This is a genomic window from Chryseobacterium lathyri (genome assembly GCF_003290185.1).
Taxonomy (GTDB): Bacteria; Bacteroidota; Bacteroidia; order Flavobacteriales; family Weeksellaceae; genus Chryseobacterium; species Chryseobacterium lathyri.
In genome coordinates this window covers 1-26,360 of the sequence record NZ_QNFY01000027.1, presented here as the reverse complement: position 1 = coordinate 26,360, position 26,360 = coordinate 1, and the positions used below count along the sequence as shown (strand labels likewise).

Below are 26,360 nucleotides of genomic sequence, written 5' to 3'. Positions count from 1 at the left end.
TATTTTTTAGTAATTATTTAATAAAAATCATTAATTTTATTTATATATTTTTCCAATTGCTCGTTTTTTTCCCTTAATTCTTTTACTTCTTTACTAAGTTCTATTACATGGAGATATAATTCTTCTATTTTCTCCATATTGGTTATGGAATTTTGGGTAATATCCACCATCATATCTTTTTGTTTCACTTCTTCTAAGGATTGATATCCCGGAAGATGTCCTTTCTCTTTAATGAAATTCTCTACTTCATCCAGCTTTTTAAATTGATAAGCAGGATTAATTTTTGAAAAGCCATTAAAATAGCCTTCGAAAACATAATCAGGATAAGTAGTCGTTCCGGAGATTAGAGAACCTGTTGCTCTTATATTGCCAATAACGTCCAGTTTTTGTGATGGCGAGGTAGTTCCTATCCCGAAATTTCCACTGCCTGTGAGTATAGCTCTAGTATTACCAGCACCCAATATTAAAGGGGCTGAATTGGTTGTAGTACCTATGAACAATTCTGTGTTTCCTGCAGACATAATTCTAGAGGTGCCATTACTAAGAACATCCATATCAAGCATTCTTGAAGAACCTACTCCTGCTCTTATTACGGAGGCAACAGACCCTACTGAATACAGACGGATATTACCTGCAAAAGTAGATCCGACATCAAACAATATGTTATTAGCCGAATTTTCTGAAAAGAAAAGTTCCTTTCTGTTCATAGAAACCACTCTATGATTAGTAAGTACCCCGTCGGAATTATAAATATTAACTCCCTGCGGAAGGGTAACGGAGCTTGAAGAAATTCCGTTTACCGTGGTAGTCAAAGTATTTCCAGAAACCGTATTGGTCACACTGTTGATGATAGGTGCTGTACGCGCAATCCCGTTGACCGTTGAGGTCATCGTGTTACCCGAGCTACTTAATAGGTTCGTGGTAGCTGCTGTAATAGCAGGAGCGAGATTAACTGCATTACTTGCAATCCCATTCACTGTGCTTGTCAGACTACTCCCGGATAATGACAATGCATTAGTGTTAACCGCCGGAGCAGTAGAAGATATTCCATTTACATTAGAAGTAATGGTATTTCCAGAAGAGCTGAGCATGTTGGTAGTTACTCCACTTGAAGCAGCCGTAAAAGGTTTCCAGGTTCCCCCGTTGATCGTACCAGATTTATTGTCGTAATACCAGAATCCTGAAGTAAGGGTTCCCTGGGTTGTCCCTACTCCAGCCACTCCGCCTGCATTGGTGTTATATACTACAAATCCGTCATAATATGCTGGAAAAGAGGTAGAAATACCTATTGGAGTCCCTCCGAACGAAGTAAAAGTGGTAAGATCTACTCTTGGATATAATAATCCTTTACCAACATTGGTAGTAGAATTGTAGGTAGGGTTTGAAGAGGCATCTATAAATGCCGAGCTTCCGGGAACAGCAATATTGGTAGCATTATTGGCTATTCTAATCTGTGATTGGGCTATCCCACCCCATGCTATTCCAATGATCAAAATAATTTGTCTGATTTCTTTTTTCATCCTTTTAAGTTTTATATTAATTGTGTTTTTATTTAATAGCCAGATATAAGAGACCAAGGAGAAGTAGCATTCCCTGTATAGATTAATATATTGCCCTGGCCTGGATAACATAGCGGAGTAGCTGTCTCTCTTGGTGCTGGACTAGGTTGTACTGAGGTACCCCCTATAACTGATACAAATATTTTTTTCCCAATCGGAACACCGGTGGTAGGTAAGGTCAAAATTGGACTAATCCCCGAAGAATCAGTCGTATACAAAATAATATCATCATTTACTGTAGCAGTATAGTTACCTGTTTGGTTGGTAACATTCAGAGGAGCCGTTGCAGGAGAACTAGAAACCGTTTTTAATACACCATTAGCATCGGCTACTACAATTTTATCAGTACTTGCACCGGTAACCGTATTAATGTTTCTTATCCTTACATTACCAGAGCCTACATCCAACATTTCGGTTGGCTTTGCAGCGGCTTCTGTTCCTGCAATGCCAATACCTGTATTACCATTCTTCAGTACTGTCATAGCATTTCTTTTTGTAGCGGATGTTGCTGAGGCACCTATTTGAAATACCGGGTCAGTTGCTACAAAAGAAGCATCAGTACCTCCAGTAGTGATAGCGTTCCATCTTCCTACTGCTATTTCATATTGTGATGAAGTAATATTGCCAAACCCTGCCGTTAAACTTCCGACAGCATTGGATTGATTTGAACCTCCTAAGGCAACAGCCATGTTTCCTGCTGCAGAATTATTGAATCCAAATGCTGCACTATTAGCCCCAACGGATCCGGTCTGGCTAGCACCCCCACGCACGGCACCTTCTACATCTAAAGCCGTACCTAAATAATTAGATTGTTTTTGAATTGCAATATTCCCAGTCTGATAAATATTTTGGGTATTAGATGTAGCTTCGGTATTCGTAGTTTGGTTATACCAAGGTTCCATACCTGCTGCTGCACCAGAGCCTGTTTTTATCCATTTAGTCCCATCATTATAATATAAGCCGGGGGTAACATCAGATACTGTAGCCGTATTATACACCATCATTCCCGCCACATGGATGCTGAGGGGTGAAGGACTCGCTGTAGAGCTCAAAGCAATACGGGTATTGAGAATACCCTTGTTGGTGGATACTACATCCAATGCTGCATCAGGATTCGGAGTCGAAGTATTTATGCCAACCTGAGCAAATGAGAAAGTTGAAATCAGGAAAATTCCTAAAGAAGTTACATTTTTTTTCATTTTTTGTGTTGCTAGAATTGTTTTTTATGTTATTATGGAACAGTCCATAATTTTTTATTTGATATAGATTGAATTCATAAAGAAAATTTGAAATGTTAAATAAATAGTGTTAATAAATATCAATATACACTTGAACATTAATATTTTTTTATTGATTTATCGGGGATACAAATATTTCAAAAAATAAATTTCAAAATCAAAAAAAATATACCTACACTTTAACTACAATAGAGTTTTACAAAAAAAACACCCTGTAAATCAGAATGTTATTAATTTTAAAGATTTTTCATCTTCTTTTAGTATGTCTTTAGTTGGTTCTCCTGAATTCTTAAAAGCTAATTTTAAAAAGAAACAAAATTTCAGTTACAAGAATTTTGAAGCTTTTTCATCATTGGACGAATTGTTTTGTCTAAATTCTAAAGAAACTGAAATACAAATGAGATTGTGTAATTTTCCCTAAAAACAGAAAAATCCTATACCAGCATTAAGGACACATGAAATGTGTCCTTAATGCTGGTGGTATTGCGTAGCTATATGCAGGCACAATCACAGGAAATTTCGGGTACCATGACTGGTGGGATCACTCACCAGTATTAATGGACCCTAATGCTGACAAGTTATAAGAGATTACGGAGAATCAATAGATAAAAAATGAATTTAATTATTTAGCTTTTCCAAAATGACCAAACTGTTCCATTGAATACTGCAAGCTGTTTTGTTGCCGTGTCATAAACTATCATTCCGGGAGAAGGATTGATGATATTCAAATGCGGGCTCTCAACTTTTGGCAATATCATTGCTTTATCAGTAGATTCCAAAACCAAGATACCAGGAGCGGTAGTGGTGGAAGCTCCTATAATAACTTGTGCATTTGCTGACTCTGCAGGGGAATCTTGCAACGAAGTATCCACAACACCTGTAGTATCTACACTCAAATCTTTCCATGAGCCTAAAAGTTTTAATTTTACTTTTTTGTCTGTAGTATCAAAAATAAAGGTTCCGGGTATTGCCCCCGTTACACTTGCTGCGGAAGCTGTCCAGGGGAGTAAAATTCCTTTATTCTGAGATCCAAATTCTAACGAAACAGAGCTATTACTTACACTTGACTTACCAATTGCCACCTGGGCAATTGATAAGCTGGATATTGTTACGATTAATATGCTTATTATTTTTTTCATTTTGAATATAAATTAATTAGATTAATAAATTATTAAGGACATGTCTGTGTGTTATAGCATTTCCATCCGGTTGGTGTGCCATCAGTATTAATCTGAAGACAATCCTGGCTGGTATTATATACAATCATACCTTCTACTAAGTTGGCCCCAGGAATAGCAGCAATTTGTGCATCATTAAGCCTGTTGATTACAAAGCCTTTTGTTTTGGCTTCAAGAACTATATGTGCCCCTTTTCTTATCATTGGCCAATCATTAGTTACATTTCCATCTCCGTCGTTTCCTGCTCTTCCCAGTGCGGTAATGCCGTAGACAGAATTTAATGTGGTACCAACTGTAGCAGCTGGTTTATAACAAAATGGAACAAGAAAGCAATCAGGGTCCTGAGCAGGATCAGTATAAGTTCCTATTCCCTGGCCACCACTTATTAACAAAGGGACCCCATTCGCATTTACAGCACCAATAATTCTTCCACTGCTATCCACCTGAGAAGGAGTAATACTTCCTGCACCCTCTACCGCATCAAAGCAAGAATCATAATTTATAAGACCGCTACCCCCGTCACTATTATTATCAAATCTATTTACTATTCCATCGCCATCAAAGTCACAATCTTTAGACGTTTGTATCTTTATGCCATAAGCAAAAGAGTTGGCGATGATACGGGACAGGTTTCTTATATTAAGAGTACCACTATTTACATTATTTGTATTGCCGGTAGCTATGATTTGATTATTTATATCGGTTGCATCACTTAAAATGATATCATTATAAGGAATGGATCTTGCTACTGAAGGCCTGCCGTAGTAATCTTGAAATAAAACATCAAGTCCTGCGCCCCCAAACGTATTTTGTACTGAACCAGCCTGATCATAAGTAGATGATGCACCAAACGGAGCTGAACTACCTAGGATAAATTGTCCGGAATTAGTAAGATAATTACTATTTACATTGTTGTCATCTACAGCATAACCGTAATAGCCTGCTTCGTTTTGCACTGCAAATACAAAATTATCCAATTCTGCTTTTGACCAAGTCAATATAGCGTTCATGTCGCTTGCTGATGCTACCCCGGCTGTACAGATGGTTGATGGAGAGGATGCACCACAAGCATTGGCAGAAGAACCTACATATATCATATCAATTCCTTGAGCTTCAATACTTGCTTGACTCACCGGTGTAGTTAGAGGTACAAATTGTAAAGTATATGGTATTGTACCACTCGGACCAAAATTTGTAAGATCAGTTAAAATGTTTCTCACATTTTCTACATCATTATTTGCAAGGATCACGTCAAGATATCCCACTTTGTATGTAGAAGCACCACAACCAGAGTTTTCAGTAACATCTAGTATTCCATCATTATCATCATCCAAATCTACAACATCAGGTACTCCATCTCCATCATAATCCAGACATTTATTGTAATCTACCGAATTGGCAAATGAGGTATAAGTAGAGGTGTAATTGATAGCTCCGCTGTCCGGAGTAGTTTCCAACATATCAGCCAGTCCGTTGGCTCCTACATTAGAAGCACTTCCTATAACAGGTGTACCAGGATTATTTGTTGCCCCACTTTCAAAAGAATCATTACATAAATCTCCATCACTATCAAGATCCAAATGATTAGGCAGACCATCCCCATCCAAATCTGCACTACAGTTTCCTTTAAAATTTAAAGAACTATTATAATTGCCAAATACAGGAACAACCTCTTGTATTTGAGAAAAACTATACACAGTTCCGGAAACTCCCAATACCCTGTATCTGTTATATGCTCCTTGATTTTGGGTAAGATTAAATACTATACTATTGATTCCTATTTGTCCCACAGTATTATTATCAGCAGGTGTTGCAGTCAAGGCAGGATTAATATTTCCTGTAAGGTCTACCCAATCAGTCCCATCCCAGCCTTCCAAACGAGCAGTTGAACCAAAATTAAAAAAATTAATGCTATTTTGTACAGGAATTACCAGTTTTGTTAATTGTGCTTTGGAAACAATGGTGAAATCAAATACACTTTTACCAGTAATATTCTGGTTATCTGTAAATTGCGAACCATTTAATGGATTGGTATCCAAATTGTTTTCGTAAATACTATTATTAAGTTGATTGAGTCCTCCAACAGAAAAGCTTAAATCACTACTAAACGAACTGAATTTCAATAGCTCTACATAAGAATAGAAACATTCAGGAGATTCGGTAGAATCTGGTACACCATCATTATCATCGTCTATATCGATAGGATCTGGTACACCATCATTATCACTATCTATACATAAACTAAGATTTCCATTAATAGCATAGTCAGTATAAGTTGATGTATAATTAATTGTTCCGGAATCTACATGCATTTCTACAGAATTAGCCAAACCGTTGGTCCCGTAAGGTCCCGGAATAGTGAAAGTAGTTTTTACAGCACCCGTCACATGCGCTTCATAAGCATCAGAACACCCGTCTCCATCACTATCTGTATCAAAGAAGTTAGGAATTCCGTCTCCATTGGTGTCTTCACTGCAGATCGCTTTAGGATAGGTAGTAGTTGGATCATAGTTTACCACCAATTCCGCCATATAGGCAAGATCTGTAAATCCGGTTCCTGAACCCTGTATTCTATATTGGGTATAATAATTAGGGGTAGTTATGGAAAAAACATGAGTATTCCCGGCAAAACCATCTGCTTCGGATGTGGGAGTATATGCAGTGCTTAAAGTTATCCAGGAACTTCCATTCCAGCCTTCTAAAGTATAAGTTGAGTTTCCAGTATAATAAAATGGATTAACTCCTGCAAATGGAGATGTTACTGCTATGCTGGATAATTTTACATATTGCGGATAGTTTAGTTGTAAAATAGTTTTTCCGGCTACTGTTTGGGCAGAAGTATAAACATAAGTATTGGTGTTTTTATCCGTTAGACTTGTTTTAATATCTGTAGGCCCACCTACATAGAAAAGACTATAATCACTATTTAATGTATAAGATGCATTTAATTCGTTTTTGGTATAAAAACAACTTGGAGCTTCTATTGTATCAGGAATTCCGTCATTATCATTATCTATATCATAGATGTTATCTATTCCGTCACCATCTCTGTCAGCGCAGGAATTAAGAACTCCTGATACCGCATAGGGATCAAAAAAAGAAGTATAATTTAATACACCGCTATCCGAAGAAGTTTCTACACTATTAGATAAACCGTTTAATCCTACTGTTAATGGTGAAAAACTAAAAGTAGTTTTTGTGGCACCTGTCACTCTTGCTTCATAAGCATCCGGGCAGCCATCATTATCACTATCAGTTTCCAGATAATTTGGTGTACCATCACTATCAGAATCATTCCTAAAGCCTGTACAGCTGGCTTTAGGATAATTGGATTCAATAATACCATAATCCGGAACAATTTCAGATATATAACTAAGATCGTTATTTACGCCCGCTAATGCAGTTCCAAAGATTCTATATTGTGTATAAGCTATAGTAGGAGTAATTGTATTAGTAAAGATATGTTGGCCTCCTGCAAAGCCATCCGCATCACTTATCGGAAGGTAGGGCACACTCAAATTTACCCAAGCCGTGCCATTCCAGCCTTGTAAAATGTAAGTTGCTCCTCCTAAATAATAAAAAGGATTTGAATTTAGAGATTTAACAGTAATACTATTTAACTTCACTGATTGCGTTCCGTAGTTTAATTGTAAAACAGCTTTATTATTTACTGCTTGGGCAGCAGCATAGATATAGGTATTTAAATTGCCGTCCGTTAGTTGGGACTTCAGAGTATTGGCAGGGACATAAACAATTCCTGTATAATCTGTTGTAAGTGTGTACATAGCATCTAATTCTGCTTTGGTATAAAAGCAATCGGGAGATTCAATAGTATCCGGTACTCCATCGTTATCATCATCAAGATCTGTAGTATTTGTAATACCATCACCGTCTGCATCTTGTGCAAATGAAAGTTGTGGAGTTACTAAAAATGCGAAAAAAAGGATAAGGATATGAAGGACATTGTTTTTGTGTAGATATTTTTTTTTCATTTTATGTTTTTGTTTTTTTAATTCTTATCAATAAATGTTCATATACATAGTTGGGCAGCTGTGCTTTAGGACATTTATTAAAAATAACCGGCATCACTGCAAATTTTTATTATAAAGAATGAATTGATCATCAATCGTTTCTGAGTTGAAAGTAGAATATATATTTTCATTAAATAATTGATCTATTGTACTTTTTCCATTTAGAAATGGTATTTCTACTAAGTTTAAAGTAACTGGCTATTTGTGTATTATTAAGCTTATATTTTTCTTGATAGCTTAGGATTTCATTAATTGTTTCTTTATCATATGACTTATGTTTTTGGTTAAAAATCAAATCTTCCTTTCTTAATTGTCCAAAAATTATATGTTCCAGTCTTATGATATCTAAAGCACAAATAATTTCTTTTGAAAGGATAATTTCACATTTCAGCAATTTATCAGGGTGCTTTTTTGAGATTAAATCTTTGTAAATTTTTTTAAAGTTGGGTTGTTCTAATTTTCTGTTTTGTATTTGCTGATCCATTTATATAAAGTAGTTTTAGGGATTCGGTATTCTTTTATAATTTCATTCTTTGTTTTTTCTTCAGTTTTAATCATCTCCATGATAAAGTTTATAACTTCTTTAGTATAAATATTTTTACGAAATTTCGGTACGGAAGAATCTTTTTGTCCCTGAACAGCATTATACCTTTCAGAGGAAGATGGGGAATACAGAATCAAGTGTTGGGAGTACACCCTGAAAAAATCATATTCCAGTAGTTTTGACCAGCGGAGCAATAATTCTGAATCTAGAGATGGAGCTTTGTACATTTGCAATATTTCAGCCTCTTCCTTTTTTAGAAAATTACAGATTCTTTCTGTGGATAAGTTTAATTCCTTGACCCTTGATTCGATATACTTTCCAATATTAATTTCCATTAAGTATGTTTCCATAGAATTTTAAATTTTAGTTAGCAGTTGGTAATTGATCGCGATTTTTTACAAAAGTACAGTACTAGATAAACTGATTTTTATTAATGACAAGCTATTATTTATATTTGCTTATATTTATTTAAATAATTGAATATCAATTATTTAAATAAACTATTATCGATAACGGTTTAATCCGTACATATTATTTAAAAAATAGTTTGTGTATATAATAGTTTACATATTGCATTATAATTACATTCATTTTTTAAAATGGATGTATTTATAATTCCATGGAAGGACTCCTACTGAATATATACTATTTAAAGGATAACATGTAAAAAGAGAACTTTAGGGACAATATTACATTTTTGTACAATTGATTACTATTGTGAATCTAGTTTAATCATTGAGACTTACTAAAATTTAATCTCAATAAATACTGACTTCGTAATATCCTGTAATACTTAAAGATATCTGCAAATTTAATTCTGCGTGCATTAAGTACGAAGATGTATCTCCAAAAGTGGAAAACCTGATAGGAAAGGTGAGCCGTAAGTAGGCTGTTTCGAGAACATTTTTCCAGACAGTCTAGCCTTGAGGCAGCTATGACTATCATCCAAGAAAAGATGAGGTAAACTTCCTATTTTTGGGAAAGTTTTTAATGATTCTCAACTAATTGATTGTCTGATTTTTCAGAATAACCCCAATTTATAGATCCAGAGATGTATCATAATCTCAGAAGATACTATGCTGAAATCATAAAGAGCTATATCCATTTATAAAAACTAGGCTAAATTTTTAAAAAGCAGAAGGGAAAGGGAAAACATTAACTCCTGTTATCGAAACAAAATATCCCTTGTTTCAACAATATCAATAACGAAATGATAGATTTTTCCATTTACAAGAACAACAGATATAAATGTCCAACGTTGGGAGTGACTTAATTTTTTTCTATTTAATTTTTTATTATTAAATCATCCCGATTTTTTAGGCCATGGATATGTATATATGTGGAAGGAGTCATGTTTTCAACTTGTTTAAATACTTTATTAAAAGTAGATTGGTGTTTGAAACCTGCGGATGTATAGATATACATTAAATTATATTTATCATAATTGACATCACTCAATTGGGTTTTTACTTGTTCGATCCTATATTTATTTACAAAAGTTTTATAGTTCATTTTAGTATTTATGTTTACTGCCCGAGAGATATATGTGCTGTTACTATGCAATTGTGCAGCAAGGTCTTGGATACTAAAATCAGCATTTTGATAAGGCTTATTTCTTTCAAAATACGCTATAATTTCGCCAAATAACTCTTCATATCTTTCTTCACTCTCCGTGACTTCCTCTGTAGTAACGGAAAATGGTGGATATTTTATTATTTTCCTCTTTTTAAAATCTAGTTCCTCCTTACGCTTGGTAATCTTATTATTATAGTATAATATAAAAACGATCATATATAAAATAGTAATAATCGTATAGGCATTAGTGAACAATATATACTTCTTGGAAAATGCAGATTCTATTTTATAAATATTAGGAATTAATACGGTTAAAATAATAACACCAAATATGGCAATTACCCATCTGACAATAATTTTATATGAGAAAATATTGAAAATTCCAAAAGGGATGAGTAGATACCATATAAAGGTAACCAAGCTGGCCTCCCACAGATTATAAACAAAAAAGTATATAAAAATAAATATAAAAATAAGATATAAGTTTATAAGTGGCTTTATATATAAAAAGGGTAATCGGTAAATAAAAATTATAAATAACACATGTAAAAAGAAGCATACAGCATTGGCGATTGCAAAAATATAATGCATAAAAAAATACTGCATCAAACAGTTAATAATTAATATTCCTAATATAGAATATAAGTAATTTATAGAATACTGTTTTAATAAACCATCTATTGTGAGTTCAGATTCAGAATTTTTTGACATTTTATGAATTACTTATCATAACAAATATAATTAAAAAAAGAATAATAGTGATTCTAAAATTATTTTAACAAAGTGAAAAGTTATTTCATAAAATAGCTCATTTACAACATTGAAATACAGCTAATTACAATTTTACAGTCCTTTTATTAAACAATTGAATGTTTTTTTTTACGCCAAAATTTAATATCTAAATTTGTGGTATTACTTCAACTATAAGTAAACAAATATAATTTTAAAAATAACAATATGAAAAAAAAAAAATTACTCACTTTGCTGATATTAATAAGTAAAGTTTCCCTCGTAAATAGCCAAGTAGGTCTAGGAACAGCAACTCCGAGAGGAGCTTTGGATATTAATAAACCAACAACTAATAATATGGGTCTGGTACTTCCCACTAATCCAGATCCTAATAATATTATTAATCCTCAAGGTGGTGCAGTAGCAATTGGTACTATAATGTATGATTCAACTAATAACTGTATTAAATATTACAAACCAACAGGTTGGTCAAATTGTCTTTGTGATAGTTGTCCCGTGGTCTCTAATCCTCATGTTAGCAGTTTAGACTGCGCTAGTGGAGCATTGACAGGTTACTATAGAGAAAACTTACCGAGCGGAGGCACAAAAGTTATTAATTATACAGGTGGTAACGGGGAATCATATAATGCTTTTAGTATAACATCTACGGGAGTTACCGGGCTTACTGCAATAGGATCTTCAGGTACTTTGGCTAATGGGAATGGAAGCTTTACATTAGATATTAGTGGTACACCTTCAGGACCAGGATTGGCAAATTTCTTGTTAAATTTTGGAGGCCAAATTTGTACCTTTAATGTAAATGTGACAACAGTAAATACAAACTGTACAGCCTCAGAAGAATTGGGAGTAAATGTTTCTACCAATCCGGCCAGCCCAACAGTTTTAACTATTGGAGGGGAGACAGTTAGTGTATATCGGGTTACCGCAGGGACAATGCCCAATCAAACAGCAAGCGCATCAGGGTTTCCGCCTCCTCAGGCAATGAGTGGTGTTTCTATGAATAATGCAAGTGCTTATTTTATATTAGGAAACGGTGTGTATAAGCATGTGACCTCTATGAAACTAGTTTTCAGTAAACCTGTTAATAATATGGGGTTCAAAACTAATTGGTATGCAAATACTGATTCTAGCCAATTATCTGCCAAAGATATTAATGGAAATCCTGTTACTCTGACAATGTATAAAGTGATAGGGAACACCAGTGTTCTTTCTTATAATTCATCAGGGAATAATTTAACTGTTACAGGACAGGCAAGTTCCGGAAATACAGGTTCCATAGGGTATATAATTTCTTCGCCGACACCATATACAGAAATTACAATAACATCTCCTACAAGTTATGATGATATACTGGCAGCATTCACCTATTGCAATGCATATGTAGCTCCGTAGAAATTTTTAGAGATTGATTATATCATATTAAGATCCAATAGATTTATTGGATCTTAATTGTGTAACATAGTCAGCACGACTCAACTTAAAAACCATAATTCCAGCCCCTATGATTTGTCAATTGCTCCTGTTGCCCACAATGTAATTGGACCACTGCCACTTAAAATTTGACACAAATAGGAGGCCTCATAAAAATGCCTTAGCAGAAAAAAATCATAAGAAAGCTCTTGAAAAATAAAATTAATGTCAAATATTGTAAGACAAATTCAAGATGAAAATGTCAGAGTAAATTGATCACAACAAAATAAGAAATAGTCAAGTAAAAAATCATATTTTCCCTTATTGAATAACTATTCAAAATACTAAATAATACACTAAATTGTGATATTTAAATGATTTAATAGTTCGAATAGAAATAAAATTCATATATTTGAGTAAACTATAATGCAATTGAACTTTATTTTTAGTAAGTTTTAAAGTTTGTGCTAAAATAGCTTTACAATTAGCCGGAGCATTCTAATCAATGCCCCGGTTTTTTATAATATTTGTCAATAACCAATATTAGTCATTAAAGCAATTACTTTAATGTTAGCGTCTCAGTAACTGTTTAAGTTAAACGGACACGGAAACAAGAAAATAAAGTCATTTGGAAATCTTAAATCAAAGTCCAAGGAATAGAGTGTCAATATTACTGAGATTTACACAATAAGATATATGAAAGGCTCAAGAACCCTTATAACTTCGTATAATAAAAACATCTCCCCAAAGTTGCAACTGGCAGGGAATGCTAAAATTATAGTACATGAATCTAAGATGAAATGTAGGATTATAATTAACTCCATTCAATATTGAACCATTATCAAAAATATTAGAAATAATATTAATGTGTAAAGTATATTTTCATTATCTAACTCTAATAATTTTCCATTAGTAGAAAAAAAGCCGTCATCAACCAAAAAGATTCCATTAGGAATATCAATCTCAATATCTGCTGGATTAATTTCTACTTTCCAGTGGTTACAAACATAATCTTTTTGCTATGTATTGTTTAATACATTATGCTGTGTGTATAATCAATGCTTAATTCTTCTGTAAGCTTGTCTTTTATATTATCAGTTTTCATGTTTAATCATTGTTAGTAATATTTGAAATATTATATACGATCTAAAAATTAAATTGCGTAGGATGAAGCTTCTGAAAAAATTACCCAGTATATATTGTTGGTATACTAGAATATATTTTTTATGGTAATGATACACTATTTTATCTTAAGTAAATCCTAACAAATTTACATTTCATTAAATCTAAAGTTCTTCCTCTTCTTTACCATACTGCGGTATAATAAATCCCTGGGTTTTATAGCGGGTTGAACCAGCATTATCATACCAATTCTGACAACCGCTTGCCATCAATTTTATATGGTATACATAATTACATGTCTCTTTTTGATACGGGCTAAAATCAGGAAGAGAAGCATGCAAGGAATCCATTTCCGCTACAAATTCGTCATGTATCCGCATGGTTTCAGCAAGTGCCTCTTCTATTGAAATTTTGTATTCATTTTGAAGAACAAATACAATATTCATCATTTCACTTTGTCTTACCATTTCTTTGGGAAGTGAAGCTAGATCATTCTGAATTGTTATCAGAAAACATAAAAGTTGCATTAATCGCTGAATAATTGGGTGTTGATAAATATGCACCGGAAGTGCAAAGTTGAGCCCTGGATCTATTAGGTCTCCATAAGGCATCATCCCAATAGAATACTTGCGTATTACAAAATAATGAGCAAGTGAAGGATAAATTCTGGTCTTTGCTAGTTTAAAAGGCGTTTCTTCCATTACACCATAAGTAATATAATCATAGAAATTAGTAGAGATCCGTTCGATCCAGAACTGTGGCATTCCCTGCAACAGCCATTCTTTTCTAGCTGCTGCCATTTGGCGATACAATCCAATCTCATTAGGATTTGGGTCATCCCCCATCATTACTTCAAAAATACGATCTCTTACAGATCTTAATTCATGTAAAGGGGCAAGTTCAAAATAATCGTCAAAAATTGTTATGTACATTACAAATCTGACCAAAGGACGCATGTGATCTATATTGATGGTTGTTGGCTGCATATATGTTGCAACTTGAGACATATTCTGTTTTTTATATCTTTTTACTGCTTCTTGTGAAGTAAAAGTATAATCTTTATCATACCAAGAAAGCACCTCATCAGCAAATGAATCAGCAATTGGGCTCTGTATTGTAGGCCACGGATAGGTTGGTTTGGGTATAATTAATTTATTCATAAATAGATTTGTCAATTAAAGGGTTATTTATATTTTTTATTGTTTTAAACGGTTTAGATTTCATTTACACCTGGTTACTTTCTCCGAGCTATGTTGTGATAAATAAATTGAAAAAGCCTATTAAAAGTGATAATATTACATTTGATTGAGTTTTTCCTTCAATTCTGCAGCATTTGGAAATTCCATAGCATTATAACGGGCCAGCTTTGTGGAAATATTCTTCCATCCACTTAAACCATGCTCATATAATGTATCCAGTTGACAACCGCATCCTGCCAGATGCCAAAATCGGGAAGTGAAGATTGTAATTCCATAAATTCCCTAAGATCTTCATTGTGAAGGCGCAGATCTTCCAGACAGGATTCTTATAGGGAAATCTGCCGTTCGTTCTGGATTACTTTTACAATGTTATAGTATATGCTTCCTGTAGCTTCATCCTTCACTACAGACTGCATCTCATTAAAATAGGTTACCAAATGGCATGCTAACGCTTGTAAGCGACGTATCACGGGATGTTCATGAATTTCCTCAGGGAGGATAATACCAGTTTCCACTTCTGTAAGCTGAAGAAAAGGATATAAGCAGATTGAATCTTCCCTCAGGGCAATACATTCCTTTATTGTTGGGAATTTTTTATTTTTTTTATACCGTACTTCTTTTTCTAATCTAATGAAATACCTGTTAATCATTCGAGCGAATCTGGAGATTGATTTCTCCGGGATAAATTGCAGAAGCTCCTGCCTTAGTGAAAATAGCATGGCTCCTAAAGGAATTGTTGATTCTTCGGCATTAATTTCACCATTCAGAATGGCAATAGACTGGCTGCGAACGACCTCAATATCCTCCGGCTCGCTTTCTTCATAGATATCATAATTGTAAAGCGTCCAAAGCATCAGCCTGCAAATAGGCTTAAAACGTTCAACAGGTGCAATTGGAAACCACTGAGCAGCAATATGAGCTGTTTTAGTTTTTTTATACTTCTTGCGCAGGTCCGGATTTTGCTGATAGAGCCACAAATATTCTCCGTCGACCCAGTCATTTTCAGTAATCTCCTGCAGAAGATCTGCATTAGGATTTTTTAATGTTGGGAATGGATACTTAAAATGATTATTAAGTAGTGATAAGGTGTTCATGGTGGTATTGTTTATTAGTCTTTCATAGAATATTGGTCTTGTTTTAATCTCTAACAATGCAGCATAACATATAATTTCATTTAATTATAGAATGTAAAAATAGAGATTGAAATAACTTAATCCCAAGTTAATTATTACAAAAAAGTGCATGATTTTATTGGATAATTGATAAATAACGATACTTTATTCAGGCAAGTGACTAAATTGTCTGTATAGACAGCAATAGTAAACTAATGAATCATGAAACGATTTCATTTTTTAGTTCTATGGAAGAATATATTTTTCATATTTAATAGTTTGGTGGTTAACATTTTGTGGTATTAATTTCTATTGCTAAATTAAAAATTTATTTAATATAAACTAATTTTTTCAAGAAAATTCTAAATTTCAACTCTTTTGATTGAAAAAATATTTTTAATAATGAACTATCCTTTATGAAATAAAATAATTTACGGTTTTATATCCAAAAAGAAGATTCTTTTATAAAATATAGTCTCTATTAATTGGTATATCGAGGTGACCGTCATGCGCACTGAAGAATCTCTTTATGGAACAAGCGGGATTGGTAGATCAGAAATTAGCACATTAGCCACTTCATCTGCTCGGGCACCGGTACTAAACATAAAAAGTCACGGTATATAATCCCTTCTACCCGGACCCGCTTGTTTGTCAGGAGCATCCAACATGGTATTCATTTCTGCATCTTCGAGGGGGCATATTGCTGCTTTCTGCTTTTCTTTAAATGGAATAATTCGTATCTGCCAGCACCAATCTATATACCTTGGGCAACTTATCCCTACAAACTAAACTCTGTAAAAGTATGGGTACAAGGCAGTCGTACATTTCTTGTTGCAATTGAACATTTATGGGTTTGCACCAAATCGGAAAGAAAAGATTTAATGATCTCCGTTTTCTGAAATTAATGTTAAACTGCTCTGAATTAATTATTCTCAATTTGATTTTTCAATATATTTTGACAACTCAAAAAAACAAAAAAGTCTTATTAACTAGTCAAATAATGAAAAGAAAGCATTTATTTTCGTTTTTCTCTGCCAATGAAATAAGCATTTCATCTATTCCACATATGGAAAAATAAAATCTTTTATGTAGAACATTAAAATGATAGCTTAATGACTAATTTTAATATTTCTTATAGCAAGTATAGAGTTAGCAGGAATACTTTCACCAATAGGTCAATTTATTTATAGAAGATAATTTTTAATTAATTACGTTCCTCATATCCTCCCAAAGTAATATCTTAATTAGACTATTTTCACATCTTAAACTATTTTCGCTAAAAATTTTAAAGAATAAATAGAAAAAACTAATCAAAAATGTTTTCATTTAACTTTACCTAAATATATTTCAAGATCCCCCATTAACACAACAATAATTAAATATGATTATAATAAATACTAATTTAAATAAAATAACATTGTAAATATTTAAAATAATAGTGCTATATTAGTATTGAAAACTAAACCAAAACCATGAAATTATGAATACTGAAAATTTTAGCACACTTGAGTTGCTCCGCAGGCAATTTAAGTATCCTTTCCCAACATTAAAAAATCCCTATGCAGAACAACTGCAGGATATTACCGAGAGTCAATGGATCGACGGAGAATATTTGTGGCTTTATCAGCAGAATCCTGATCTTCGCAAAAAGTATAAAAAAACTAAAACAGCCCATATTGCGGCTCAATGGTTTCCCACAGCATCATTTGAACGGTTCAAACCCATCTGCAGACTAATGCTGTGGACATTATACAATGATGATCTTTATGAAGAAAGTGAGCCTGAGGCTATAGGGCACGTACACATTCAATCAGTTGCCATACTGAATGGTAAAATAAGTGCTGAAGAGTCGGGAATACCTTTAGGCTCTATGCTGGCTTCATTGAGACAAGAGCTACTACAGTTTATTCCGCAGGAATCAATCTCTCGCTTTGCTCAAATGATCAGCAGGTATTTTACAGGACTGGAGACCGAACTGAAATATAAGAAAAACAAAACTTATCCTACTGTAGCAGAATGCATTGCCCTGCGTGAAAATTCTATATGTCTTTATCCTTTTCTTCAGCTTACAGAAGTGGAAACCGGAATTATCCTGCCTCAGGAGATACATGAGCATCCGGTGATCCGTCGTTTACAGGCATTGGCCTGCCATCTGGTCACTTTTTTCAATGAGGTGCAATCTGTATTGAAAGATGAGGCAACCGACAGCATTTATTACAATATTGTAAAGGTAATTCAACATGAAAACCAAATGTCCCTGAAGGAAGCCTGTCTTGAAGACCTGCGTCTGCATAATCAAGATCTGAAGGAATTTGTAGAATTACAGGCTTCGCTGCCTGACTTTGGAATATGGCAGGATGCGGTTGTCAACTGGATACACTATATGGGCATGGTGCTAAGTGGCTGGAAGAACATATCCACAAAACTTGACCGTTACAATGCTATGGAATTTCCAAATGCTGCAGAATTGAAGGAAAAACTCAATCAAATGTAATATTATCAATGAACAGCCCTTTTCCAATTTATATTTCACAACGAAGTTGGAGAACGACTTATAAAGCACAAATACTATCTTTTTATCATTTAAACTAAAACCATATATTATGAACAAACAATTTAGTGTACCCAAACCAGTATATCCTTGGGAAACCCTTCAAAGCCCATTAGTCGGAACCTTAGATGAAGAAGAAACCACTTGGTATGATCAGGATTATCAATTTTTATCCAAAGAGGCAATGGCAAGATACAGAAAAATGCGATTAGTCGATGTAGCCCCTTTTATGATACCTACTGCTACCAAAAAGGACAGGATTCTCCATGCCACGCGTTTTGCCATTTATATGACGGTAACCGATGATTATGCCGAGCTTTTACCTATAAATGAAATTGCAGCTTTCAGAGACCGAATTTTTGAGGTAATGATGGGGGACGATCCCCTGCCAGGAGAAATGGGGATATTCCGTCAAATGCAAACCAACAGAAAAGAGTGGATTGCGCTTGGAATGCCGGAATTTTGGCTTGAGCGAATAGCTAAAAAATACAAGTATAACTTTGTAAATGATGGAATTATGGAAGAGTCTCCATATAAGATCAGTAAGGATATTCCTCCCATTCCTCTTTTTCATTTGATCCGCGCCAATTCCATAGGCATGATTCCATTTGTTGATTTGATTTGTCCCACAACTGGTTTTGCCTTACCTGATTACATTTATAATCATACGGTTATCCAGCGTATTATTATGCTGCAGTCGATCATTGTTGCTCTTCAGAACGATTTTGCAACTATCGGTAAAGAGCTCGCAATAGAATCGGAGATTTTCAATATCATCAAATTATTGCAGCATCACAATAAAATATCTTTTGATGAGGCCTGCAAAGAAGGAATGAGGATCCATGATGATCTTGTAAACGAGTTTGTTACATTGTCCAATCATCTTCCAGATTTCAGTCCATACCAAAAGGAAACAGAAGAATTTATTTATTATATAAAACAAATGATCAGTGGTTTAAATAATTGGTATTATAAAAGCGGAACGAAACGGTATGAACCTGATGGATTTGCTGTACCTCCCAATGGAAAAGGAGAGACAATAGACAGAGTAGAAATTAAGTATTTCTAGAATTGTATAGACATATAATCTTCAAAAAAAATGAAACGAAAATAAGCATATCTCGGTTTAAATATTCTTACCTATGTTGGCTCCGATCCATCCTATCTCACTTAAAAAAAGGATTAACATTTAAATTTACCCAGCTGTGGAGCTAATGTTTTTTTTAGTTTATAATATGATATTTTGAAGAATGCTATAATTATGTTAGCTAATTTTCCTCCAAATACCACAAAAGACTTTTTGTAATTTTTGATAATACCAAAATTAAAAACTATAATCATGAAGATTGATAAAATTAAAGACAGCCTTGCAGAAAAAATAAGCAATGATTATGGTACATGGCATACTGTATTAAATAATACACAGTCGAAAAATTATGTTTGCAACCATTGGAAAGTAGAAATTAACCCAAGGGATATTGAGATTGATATTCCCAATGGAACTTTTTCTGCTAATGATGGATTTTTTTCTTCTAATGTGAAATTAGGGTCCAGTAGTGATGAGAAAGATATATTTTACAATAAAGCTTTTACGGCTAAAGGCAAATTCGAGTTCGAAACCAAATTCGATAATGCGAGCAGTCTAAAAATAGGGGAAATAGATATTGAAATTGAAATAGATATTTTTTAGGGAACTATATATTCAATTATTCATTATAAAAAATTGCTAGGCTTATTTTGCATAAATAAAGAAAAGGTTCTCATTCAGCAATTTTAAGTCCATTTAAATATGGTCAATTATTAGTGATAAATTATTAATCTTAAAAAAAATAATATGAAAAAAAAAGTTATACTGATTTTACTATTATCATCAGTTAGAGTTGCCCTCTTTTATAGCCAAGTAGGTATAGGAACAACTACTCCTAGAGGTGCTTTGGATATTAATAAACCAACTAATAATAATATGGGCCTGGTACTTCCCACTAATCCAGATCCTAATAATATTATTAATCCTCAAGGTGGTGCAGTAGCAATTGGTACTATAATGTATGATTCAACTAATAATTGTATTAAATATTATAAACCAACAGGTTGGTCAAATTGTCTTTGTGATACTTGTTCTTCAACGCCTACCCCTCTTGTTGGCGGTCTAGATTGTGCTTCTGGAGCATTGACCGGAACTTATAGGGATAATCTACCCAGCAATGGCACAAAAGTTATTAATTATACCGGAGGTAATGGACAACCCTACACAGCCTTTAGTGTAGCATCTACCGGAGTCACGGGACTCACGGCAATAGCACCGTCCGGGACCTTGGCCAATGGAAATGGGAACTTTACGATGACCATTAGCGGGACACCATCTGGATCTGGATCAGCTAATTTTACCTTAAACTTTGGAGGACAAATTTGTACCTTCAATGTAAATGTGGTAACAGTAAATACAAACTGTACTGCCTCAGAAGAATTGGGAGTCAATGTTTCTACCAATCCGGCCAGCCCAACAGTTTTAACTATTGGAGGGGAGACAGTTAATGTATATCGGGTTACCGCAGGTACAATGCCTAATCAAACTGCAAGCGCATCAGGGTTTCCAGCTCCTCAAACTGTAGGAGGAGTTACAATGTATAATCCAAGTGCTTATTTTATATTAGGAAATGGTGTGTATAAACACGTAACCACAATGACTCTTGTTTTTAGTAAACCTGTCAATAACATAGGGTTCAAAACTAATTGGTATGCAAATACTGACTCTAGCCAATTATCGGCCAAAGATATTAATGGAAATCCTGTTACTTTGACAATGTATAACGTGATAGGCAATACAAGTGTTCTTTCTTACAATTCATCAGGAAATAATTTAACTGTTACAGGACAGTCAAGTTCCGGGAATACGGGTTCCATAGCGTATATAATTTCTTCGTCGACACCATATACAGAAATTACAATAACATCTCCTACAAGTTTAGATGATATACTGGCAGCATTCACCTATTGTAATGCATATGTAGCACCTTAAAACCTTTTTAAAGATTTTTTATATTATGTTAAGATCCAATAAATTTATTGGATCTTAATTGTGTATAAAGAAGACAAACTTATTCCTGTTACATTCTACGTTGAAGTTAATGCAGAGTATACTAAAATTTTATGCATTTGATATTGAGTTACAAGGAAAGATTACAGTGGGTACAATTACTAAATCATTACTGGCTCAAGCGCAAAAAGCTGGGGACTCGGAAAAAATATTAGCTAATCTGAATAAAAAAACACAATCTTTTACACCTCTAAGCTGCAATGTGAAGTTTATTATTTTAACGTTAAAAGATTCTGCCGCAGCATTGTACTTTGTGCCTCGAAATAGTTCATAATACCCCCTGTAATGAGCAGTAATGATCCTGCTCAATGTACTGAATCATTTAAAACCAGACTCTTTCACCTTTTTTAAACCATTGCGCGATTTAGTCATAGCCACAGACTTTATAATGTTTTGATTGTAAGGCGGAGTGAAAAAAAAGGGGTTAAACCAATAAAAGATGGATTATAGAGTGTACTTTTCATGGCCTGACAACGATAGATTATGCAGAAATCATGAACTCCTAATGGAATTAATGGAAGCAACACCTATAAGAACTGATTTAGTAACTTTTTTTAACATTCTATCATTCTATACTCATAGCCCAATATTTTTATCTCTTCCTTCCTCTATTTCTCATTCATTTTCTTCTTTTTCTACAGTTTTATTTCCTCCAATCTGATGAGAGGGTTTGAGTTTCAAAAAAAAATTTTGAGTCAAATTCTTCTTTTGAGAAATCTCGTGTGTCATTCTCTCTATCGCTGTTTCAAAGAAAAAGGTCTCTATTGGTGAGGTGTCTCTATGTCTTTTAGATGCCTTTAATGCTTCAATGTATTTTTCTTTCTCTTCAGACCGGACAATTACCAATGGATGTTTTTTTTGAGCCAGAATATAATTTGAAAGGAGCCTTCCCAAACGTCCATTTCCATCCCTAAAAGGATGAAGATAAATAAAGTGATAATGAAACTTTGCACTAATTAACATAGGGTGTAATTCTCCCCTATCCATCGTTAATTGGGTTTGTTCCAAAAGTTTGGGAATTAATGCAATATTTTGTTTGTGATCTCCAAATAGGGTATCCCCGGCAGCCATGTCTGTTGTAGTATACTCTCCTGGTTCAGAATTTTTAGTGAATTTTAGAGTATTTGAAGTCAATACAGAGTGAAGTTCTTTAATGAAATATTCTGTCAATGGTTGATGAGTATTGCTAAATGCAAATTCATACGCTTTGAAGTGGTCCAAAATTTCAAAAGTCTCCAAAAGTGACTTATTGTGAAGTATAGCGTTTAGTCCTTTTTCATTTAGTTCCCGGGTATCATTTACAGAAAATGAATTTCCTTCAATACCACAGCTGTGGGCCGTAAATAGAATTTCCGTATAATCAAAAAAATCCTTATCATCAAATGCATTGATAATAATATCATTATACTGTTCTAACAGTAAATTATAGCGTGAAATTAATTTTTCCATAAGGATATTCAAATTTACAAAAATATTTTAACTTATTATCTGCATTTCTGGTTTAGTGATGTCTATCTCCAACTTCTAAAGCACTCCATAGATCTTAACAGGTTCTAGAAATTTTTTATACTTTTGAACCCAGCATAAGCATATTGTCGAAACCTTTATTTCCAATGAAAAACTCATTTAAAACAAGCCGCTAGAAAGCATTATCATTGTTGTAATAAGCTGAACCTTTTACCCATTTTATCTCCACAGGCATGTAATTTTCCTCAATTTTAAGAAGGGTTGTCAAAAAATAAATAACTTTCTTAAGCAAATTAAGTACTAAAACAACAACAAGTCAATAGTAATGAGTACGTTTAACTCAAATAAGAGTATTCTGGAATCATATAGAATTTCCAAAGATTAAAAAAGAATATACTGGGCTAATTTGAATCCTTTTTAAGATTTTAAAAAACAAAAACTAAGTTCCGCAGTTTTTTCTCCTTTTTGCAAAAAAAGGCAAGATCGTCTTTGTAGGTAAAACTTGAAAAGTTTGTACGTACAAAGACACATCTTGCTATATAAAGTCACCCACTTTTTTCAGAGCTCTGAAAAGCGCCCACATGAAGCCATAAGTCATTAATAAACAGAATATTGATTTCATTTATATGGTTTTTGCTGTTGAAAGAAAAAACATTGCAAATATCGAAGTACGGAGAATAAACTAACCTATATCCATTTACTCAGGGTAAGGAGATAACCTGAAACATATTTACACAGGTACTGTAATAGGGTGGGTAAAATTTACACAGGTTAGAATAAAACATGGGTAATTTTTACGCAGGTTCAGCTTTAATCTGTACTCATTTAAGATCAGAATGTACCTGATACTTTTTTATGCAGGTGCTGCAACAAGGTGGGTCAAAATTACTCAGGTTAGAATAAAACATGGGTAATTTTTATGTAGGTTCAACCTAATCTGTATCATTTAAGACCATTGATTCGGATTCGAGGACACTCGACTTTTTTCTTTATCCTTTACAATTGTAAAAGCAGAAATTGTCTTTCTCATTGATGAGTTCTGATTAGATTAGAGCAATTTTGATTAAATTGATTCGTATGACTGAGGTTCCGACTTTTTCTTTGCTCTTCCGCCCCAAGAACAGTATCAGGCACATAAACCGAAATCCTCCAATGTGTTGGAGGATTCGGCCCAAATCTTTTTGTCCGTAGGATTCAGGAGTTTCTGAAAAAATTATTGAAGCCCGGCGAAAAGAATTTTTTGAGATACCCAAAAAGATTTTTTTTGTGATTGATACTGTCCTAAATTGGCAATAGAAAAAGTAAAAACCTCAGTTATGGTAATTGAATATCGATATTAGATTAGATAACAAGTAAAAGCGTCCTACTGAGTATTTTTTATGTATTTCTGTATCCAAGGAATATTTATTTGATCCTTCAAATGATAATTAAACCAATCTAAAATCCTAACAGTAAGATCTTTCTGAGTTTCGTATTTCCCCATAACATGCTTTTCTTTATCATAAAACAATGCAATGACCGGTTTTCTATATTTTCGTAAAGCGATAAACATCGATTTTGTGCCTTCAGGACTCACATTTGCATCATCGGTTCCGGTCCACAACAACATTGGGGCGCTCACATTCTGTACCGACATAATAGGATTGTTTTTGATGTACTTTTCAGGATTCTGAGCAACCGTATCTCTGAACCAGTATTGACGACCTTCGTACCGATAATAATCCGGAGCTTTAAAATGATGATTGTATGCATAATAAGTACGGATAACATCCGACACCGCAGCACCTGAAACATAGGCAGCAAAACGGTTGGAATGGGTTGCAATAAAATTAGTCTGATATCCTCCAAAGGACTGTCCAATCAACCCTATTTTACTCATATCTATATTTTTAAAGTTCTGCATTTCATCCAATGCGTTATGTATACTCTCCACAGCGGAGATTCCTGCCCCTTTATCTGATTGAGAAATATCAGCAAGAAGCACTGCAAAGCCATCATCCATCAGTAATGGTATACTATAGCCCGTGGAATTAGAGAAAGAAGGTCTTAAAAAATTCTTGGTCATGTATTCCTGTTTCTCATAAATATGCACCACTACCGGGTATTTCTTTGTCCGGTCATAATTCAATGGCATAAATAAGTTACCTTTGATTTTTTCACCATCTGAGCCGTTATAGGAAAACCTGATCAGTTCCGTTTGTTCAAATTTTTCGTTGGCAGGATCTGATCTATAAATAACTTTCGGTGTGGACCTTCCTTTCTTCACAACCAACCTTGGACGCTTATTGTAATTTTCTTCCACCCAAAAGTAATCTTCCTTATTTCCCAATTTATTAAACCCAGTGATCCCATCTCCTGTAGAGGGGCAAATCACATGTAGCTTCCTGTTCCTGAAATAAGCATAGGACGTATGATCATTGGATTTATCAGTTATTTGAAGAACCAAACTCTTGGTCAGATCCACTTTCCTGAAATCACGTCTATAGCCAAGCTCTGTACCTATTTTATCAAAATCAATCAACTCAATAGTAACATTTGTCCTACGATATAAATCTGTAATTTTTTTAGAATTCAAATCTTGCCTGGCTATCCTATTTCCGCCAACCCATAGAATATCTGTATCTGAAGTAAAATAAGGAATCATCTTTTCACCGGCATCTAAGTCCTCCATCTTTAAGGTAACTGTGTTATAAAGCTGCCATTTATGTGCTCTCTGAATAACTAAATATTTTCCGGTAGGCGATATAACCATCTGCTTATCCACATCGGCAATTTTGGTATAGCTATTACCGGAAGAATTCCACAGATATAATTCATCGCTACCTTTATCACCGGCCTTATCCATTTTGTCCACCTGCTGCTTATCGACAGCATAAAGAAGGTATAAGTTATTTCCAATAGCCGTTTCTCCAAAATAGCCCGGACGGGTCATGATTGTCTTCTCGCCTCTTACTATATCCCAATCCAGCTGAACTGACTTTATAATAGCACCGTCATGCTCAGCGAGATCAAAATCAGTTCCGTACCAGATGCTGACCATCTCTGTTTTAGACTTCACTTTCTTTTGCAGCTTAATAACGATGCGATGATCTGTGAATGATGGACCCACCGCCACTAAACTATATTCCCTGTACCCGCTCACATCGAGCATCAATTGTTTTTTATCCTGAGTAATATAATGAATCAACTTCTGATCTGCACTTTCTGATTCAATGACAATCCCTCTTTCCATTGTCGGGGACGTCATGATATTTTTCACTTCATTTGTTGTGGAGAAGACATTTGTAAAATTACCTTTATTCAATACATACACTTCATTTATATTGCCTGTTTTCTTTCTCAAAATTGTTTCGCCATTATTGGAAAACAAATACTGAACATTTCCTAAGGTCTGCCTTAAGTTGAGATCGGTATCAAAAACTTTAAGTTTTTTTCCTCCTTCTTCATTGTAAAGCACTGCAAACCTATCATGCTTCCTATCATACAAAAACTTGCTGACCCCATTCAAAAATTGTGATTTTCCTGTT

Annotated in this window: 17 protein-coding genes; 6 read left to right on the top strand and 11 right to left on the bottom strand. The window is 34.1% G+C overall.

What is annotated here, in order from left to right:
• Positions 1-17 precede the first annotated feature (17 nt).
• From DRF61_RS22035 to DRF61_RS22005, 7 genes are all read right to left on the bottom strand, one after another.
• Positions 18-1,520, bottom strand: coding sequence for an autotransporter outer membrane beta-barrel domain-containing protein (locus DRF61_RS22035; RefSeq protein ID WP_111961012.1), 1,503 nt, complete (start codon positions 1,518-1,520; stop codon positions 18-20).
• Positions 1,521-1,552: 32 nt separating this feature from the next.
• Positions 1,553-2,758, bottom strand: a complete 1,206-nt coding sequence (locus DRF61_RS22030; RefSeq protein ID WP_111961011.1) for a hypothetical protein — start codon at positions 2,756-2,758, stop codon at positions 1,553-1,555.
• A 665-nt stretch (positions 2,759-3,423) separates the two neighbouring features.
• Positions 3,424-3,936: a hypothetical protein gene (locus DRF61_RS22025; RefSeq protein ID WP_111961010.1), complete on the bottom strand. Its 513-nt coding sequence runs from the start codon at positions 3,934-3,936 to the stop codon at positions 3,424-3,426.
• A 32-nt stretch (positions 3,937-3,968) separates the two neighbouring features.
• The gene (locus DRF61_RS22020) at positions 3,969-7,967 is read right to left on the bottom strand and encodes a hypothetical protein (RefSeq protein ID WP_111961009.1); all 3,999 of its coding nucleotides are present in this window, start codon (positions 7,965-7,967) and stop codon (positions 3,969-3,971) included.
• Between the two features lie 169 nt (positions 7,968-8,136).
• Positions 8,137-8,490 (bottom strand): helix-turn-helix domain-containing protein, encoded by a 354-nt coding sequence (locus DRF61_RS22015; protein WP_111961008.1) that lies wholly within the window; start codon positions 8,488-8,490, stop codon positions 8,137-8,139.
• A complete protein-coding gene (locus DRF61_RS22010) occupies positions 8,460-8,900 on the bottom strand; it encodes a transposase (RefSeq protein WP_111961007.1) in 441 nt (146 codons plus the stop codon). The genes DRF61_RS22015 and DRF61_RS22010 overlap by 31 nt, the downstream gene beginning before the upstream one ends.
• 934 nt (positions 8,901-9,834) lie before the next feature.
• Positions 9,835-10,836 (bottom strand): helix-turn-helix domain-containing protein, encoded by a 1,002-nt coding sequence (locus DRF61_RS22005; protein WP_111961006.1) that lies wholly within the window; start codon positions 10,834-10,836, stop codon positions 9,835-9,837.
• A 375-nt stretch (positions 10,837-11,211) separates the two neighbouring features.
• Here DRF61_RS22005 and DRF61_RS22000 point away from each other — a divergent pair, with 375 nt between their 5' ends.
• A complete protein-coding gene (locus DRF61_RS22000; RefSeq protein ID WP_146897239.1) occupies positions 11,212-12,267 on the top strand; it encodes a hypothetical protein in 1,056 nt (351 codons plus the stop codon).
• Between the two features lie 1,304 nt (positions 12,268-13,571).
• Here DRF61_RS22000 and DRF61_RS21990 read toward each other — a convergent pair.
• Both DRF61_RS21990 and DRF61_RS21985 read right to left on the bottom strand, forming a co-directional pair.
• Positions 13,572-14,567, bottom strand: a complete 996-nt coding sequence (locus tag DRF61_RS21990; protein ID WP_111961004.1) for a terpene synthase family protein — start codon at positions 14,565-14,567, stop codon at positions 13,572-13,574.
• A 365-nt stretch (positions 14,568-14,932) separates the two neighbouring features.
• The gene (locus DRF61_RS21985) at positions 14,933-15,700 is read right to left on the bottom strand and encodes a terpene synthase family protein (protein WP_111961003.1); all 768 of its coding nucleotides are present in this window, start codon (positions 15,698-15,700) and stop codon (positions 14,933-14,935) included.
• A 1,498-nt stretch (positions 15,701-17,198) separates the two neighbouring features.
• Between DRF61_RS21985 and DRF61_RS21980 the strand changes: the two genes are divergently transcribed.
• The 5 genes from DRF61_RS21980 (at position 17,199) to DRF61_RS21960 (ending at position 21,640) form a co-directional block, all read left to right on the top strand.
• On the top strand, positions 17,199-18,212 hold the full coding sequence (locus DRF61_RS21980; protein WP_111961002.1) for a terpene synthase family protein: 1,014 nt from the start codon (positions 17,199-17,201) through the stop codon (positions 18,210-18,212).
• Positions 18,213-18,321: 109 nt separating this feature from the next.
• A complete protein-coding gene (locus tag DRF61_RS21975; RefSeq protein ID WP_111961001.1) occupies positions 18,322-19,338 on the top strand; it encodes a terpene synthase family protein in 1,017 nt (338 codons plus the stop codon).
• 270 nt (positions 19,339-19,608) lie between these two features.
• Complete coding sequence (locus DRF61_RS21970; RefSeq protein WP_111961000.1) at positions 19,609-19,959, top strand: hypothetical protein; 351 nt, start codon at positions 19,609-19,611, stop codon at positions 19,957-19,959.
• A 144-nt stretch (positions 19,960-20,103) separates the two neighbouring features.
• On the top strand, positions 20,104-21,288 hold the full coding sequence (locus DRF61_RS21965; protein ID WP_111960999.1) for a hypothetical protein: 1,185 nt from the start codon (positions 20,104-20,106) through the stop codon (positions 21,286-21,288).
• A gap of 109 nt (positions 21,289-21,397) precedes the next feature.
• Positions 21,398-21,640, top strand: coding sequence for a hypothetical protein (locus DRF61_RS21960; RefSeq protein ID WP_111960998.1), 243 nt, complete (start codon positions 21,398-21,400; stop codon positions 21,638-21,640).
• 341 nt (positions 21,641-21,981) lie between these two features.
• Here DRF61_RS21960 and DRF61_RS21955 read toward each other — a convergent pair whose 3' ends face one another.
• Both DRF61_RS21955 and DRF61_RS21950 read right to left on the bottom strand, forming a co-directional pair.
• A complete protein-coding gene (locus DRF61_RS21955; protein WP_111960997.1) occupies positions 21,982-22,815 on the bottom strand; it encodes a Fic family protein in 834 nt (277 codons plus the stop codon).
• A 1,381-nt stretch (positions 22,816-24,196) separates the two neighbouring features.
• Positions 24,197-26,360 (bottom strand): alpha/beta hydrolase family protein (locus DRF61_RS21950; RefSeq protein WP_157963421.1); only part of this gene is annotated, 2,164 nt, incomplete at its 5' end.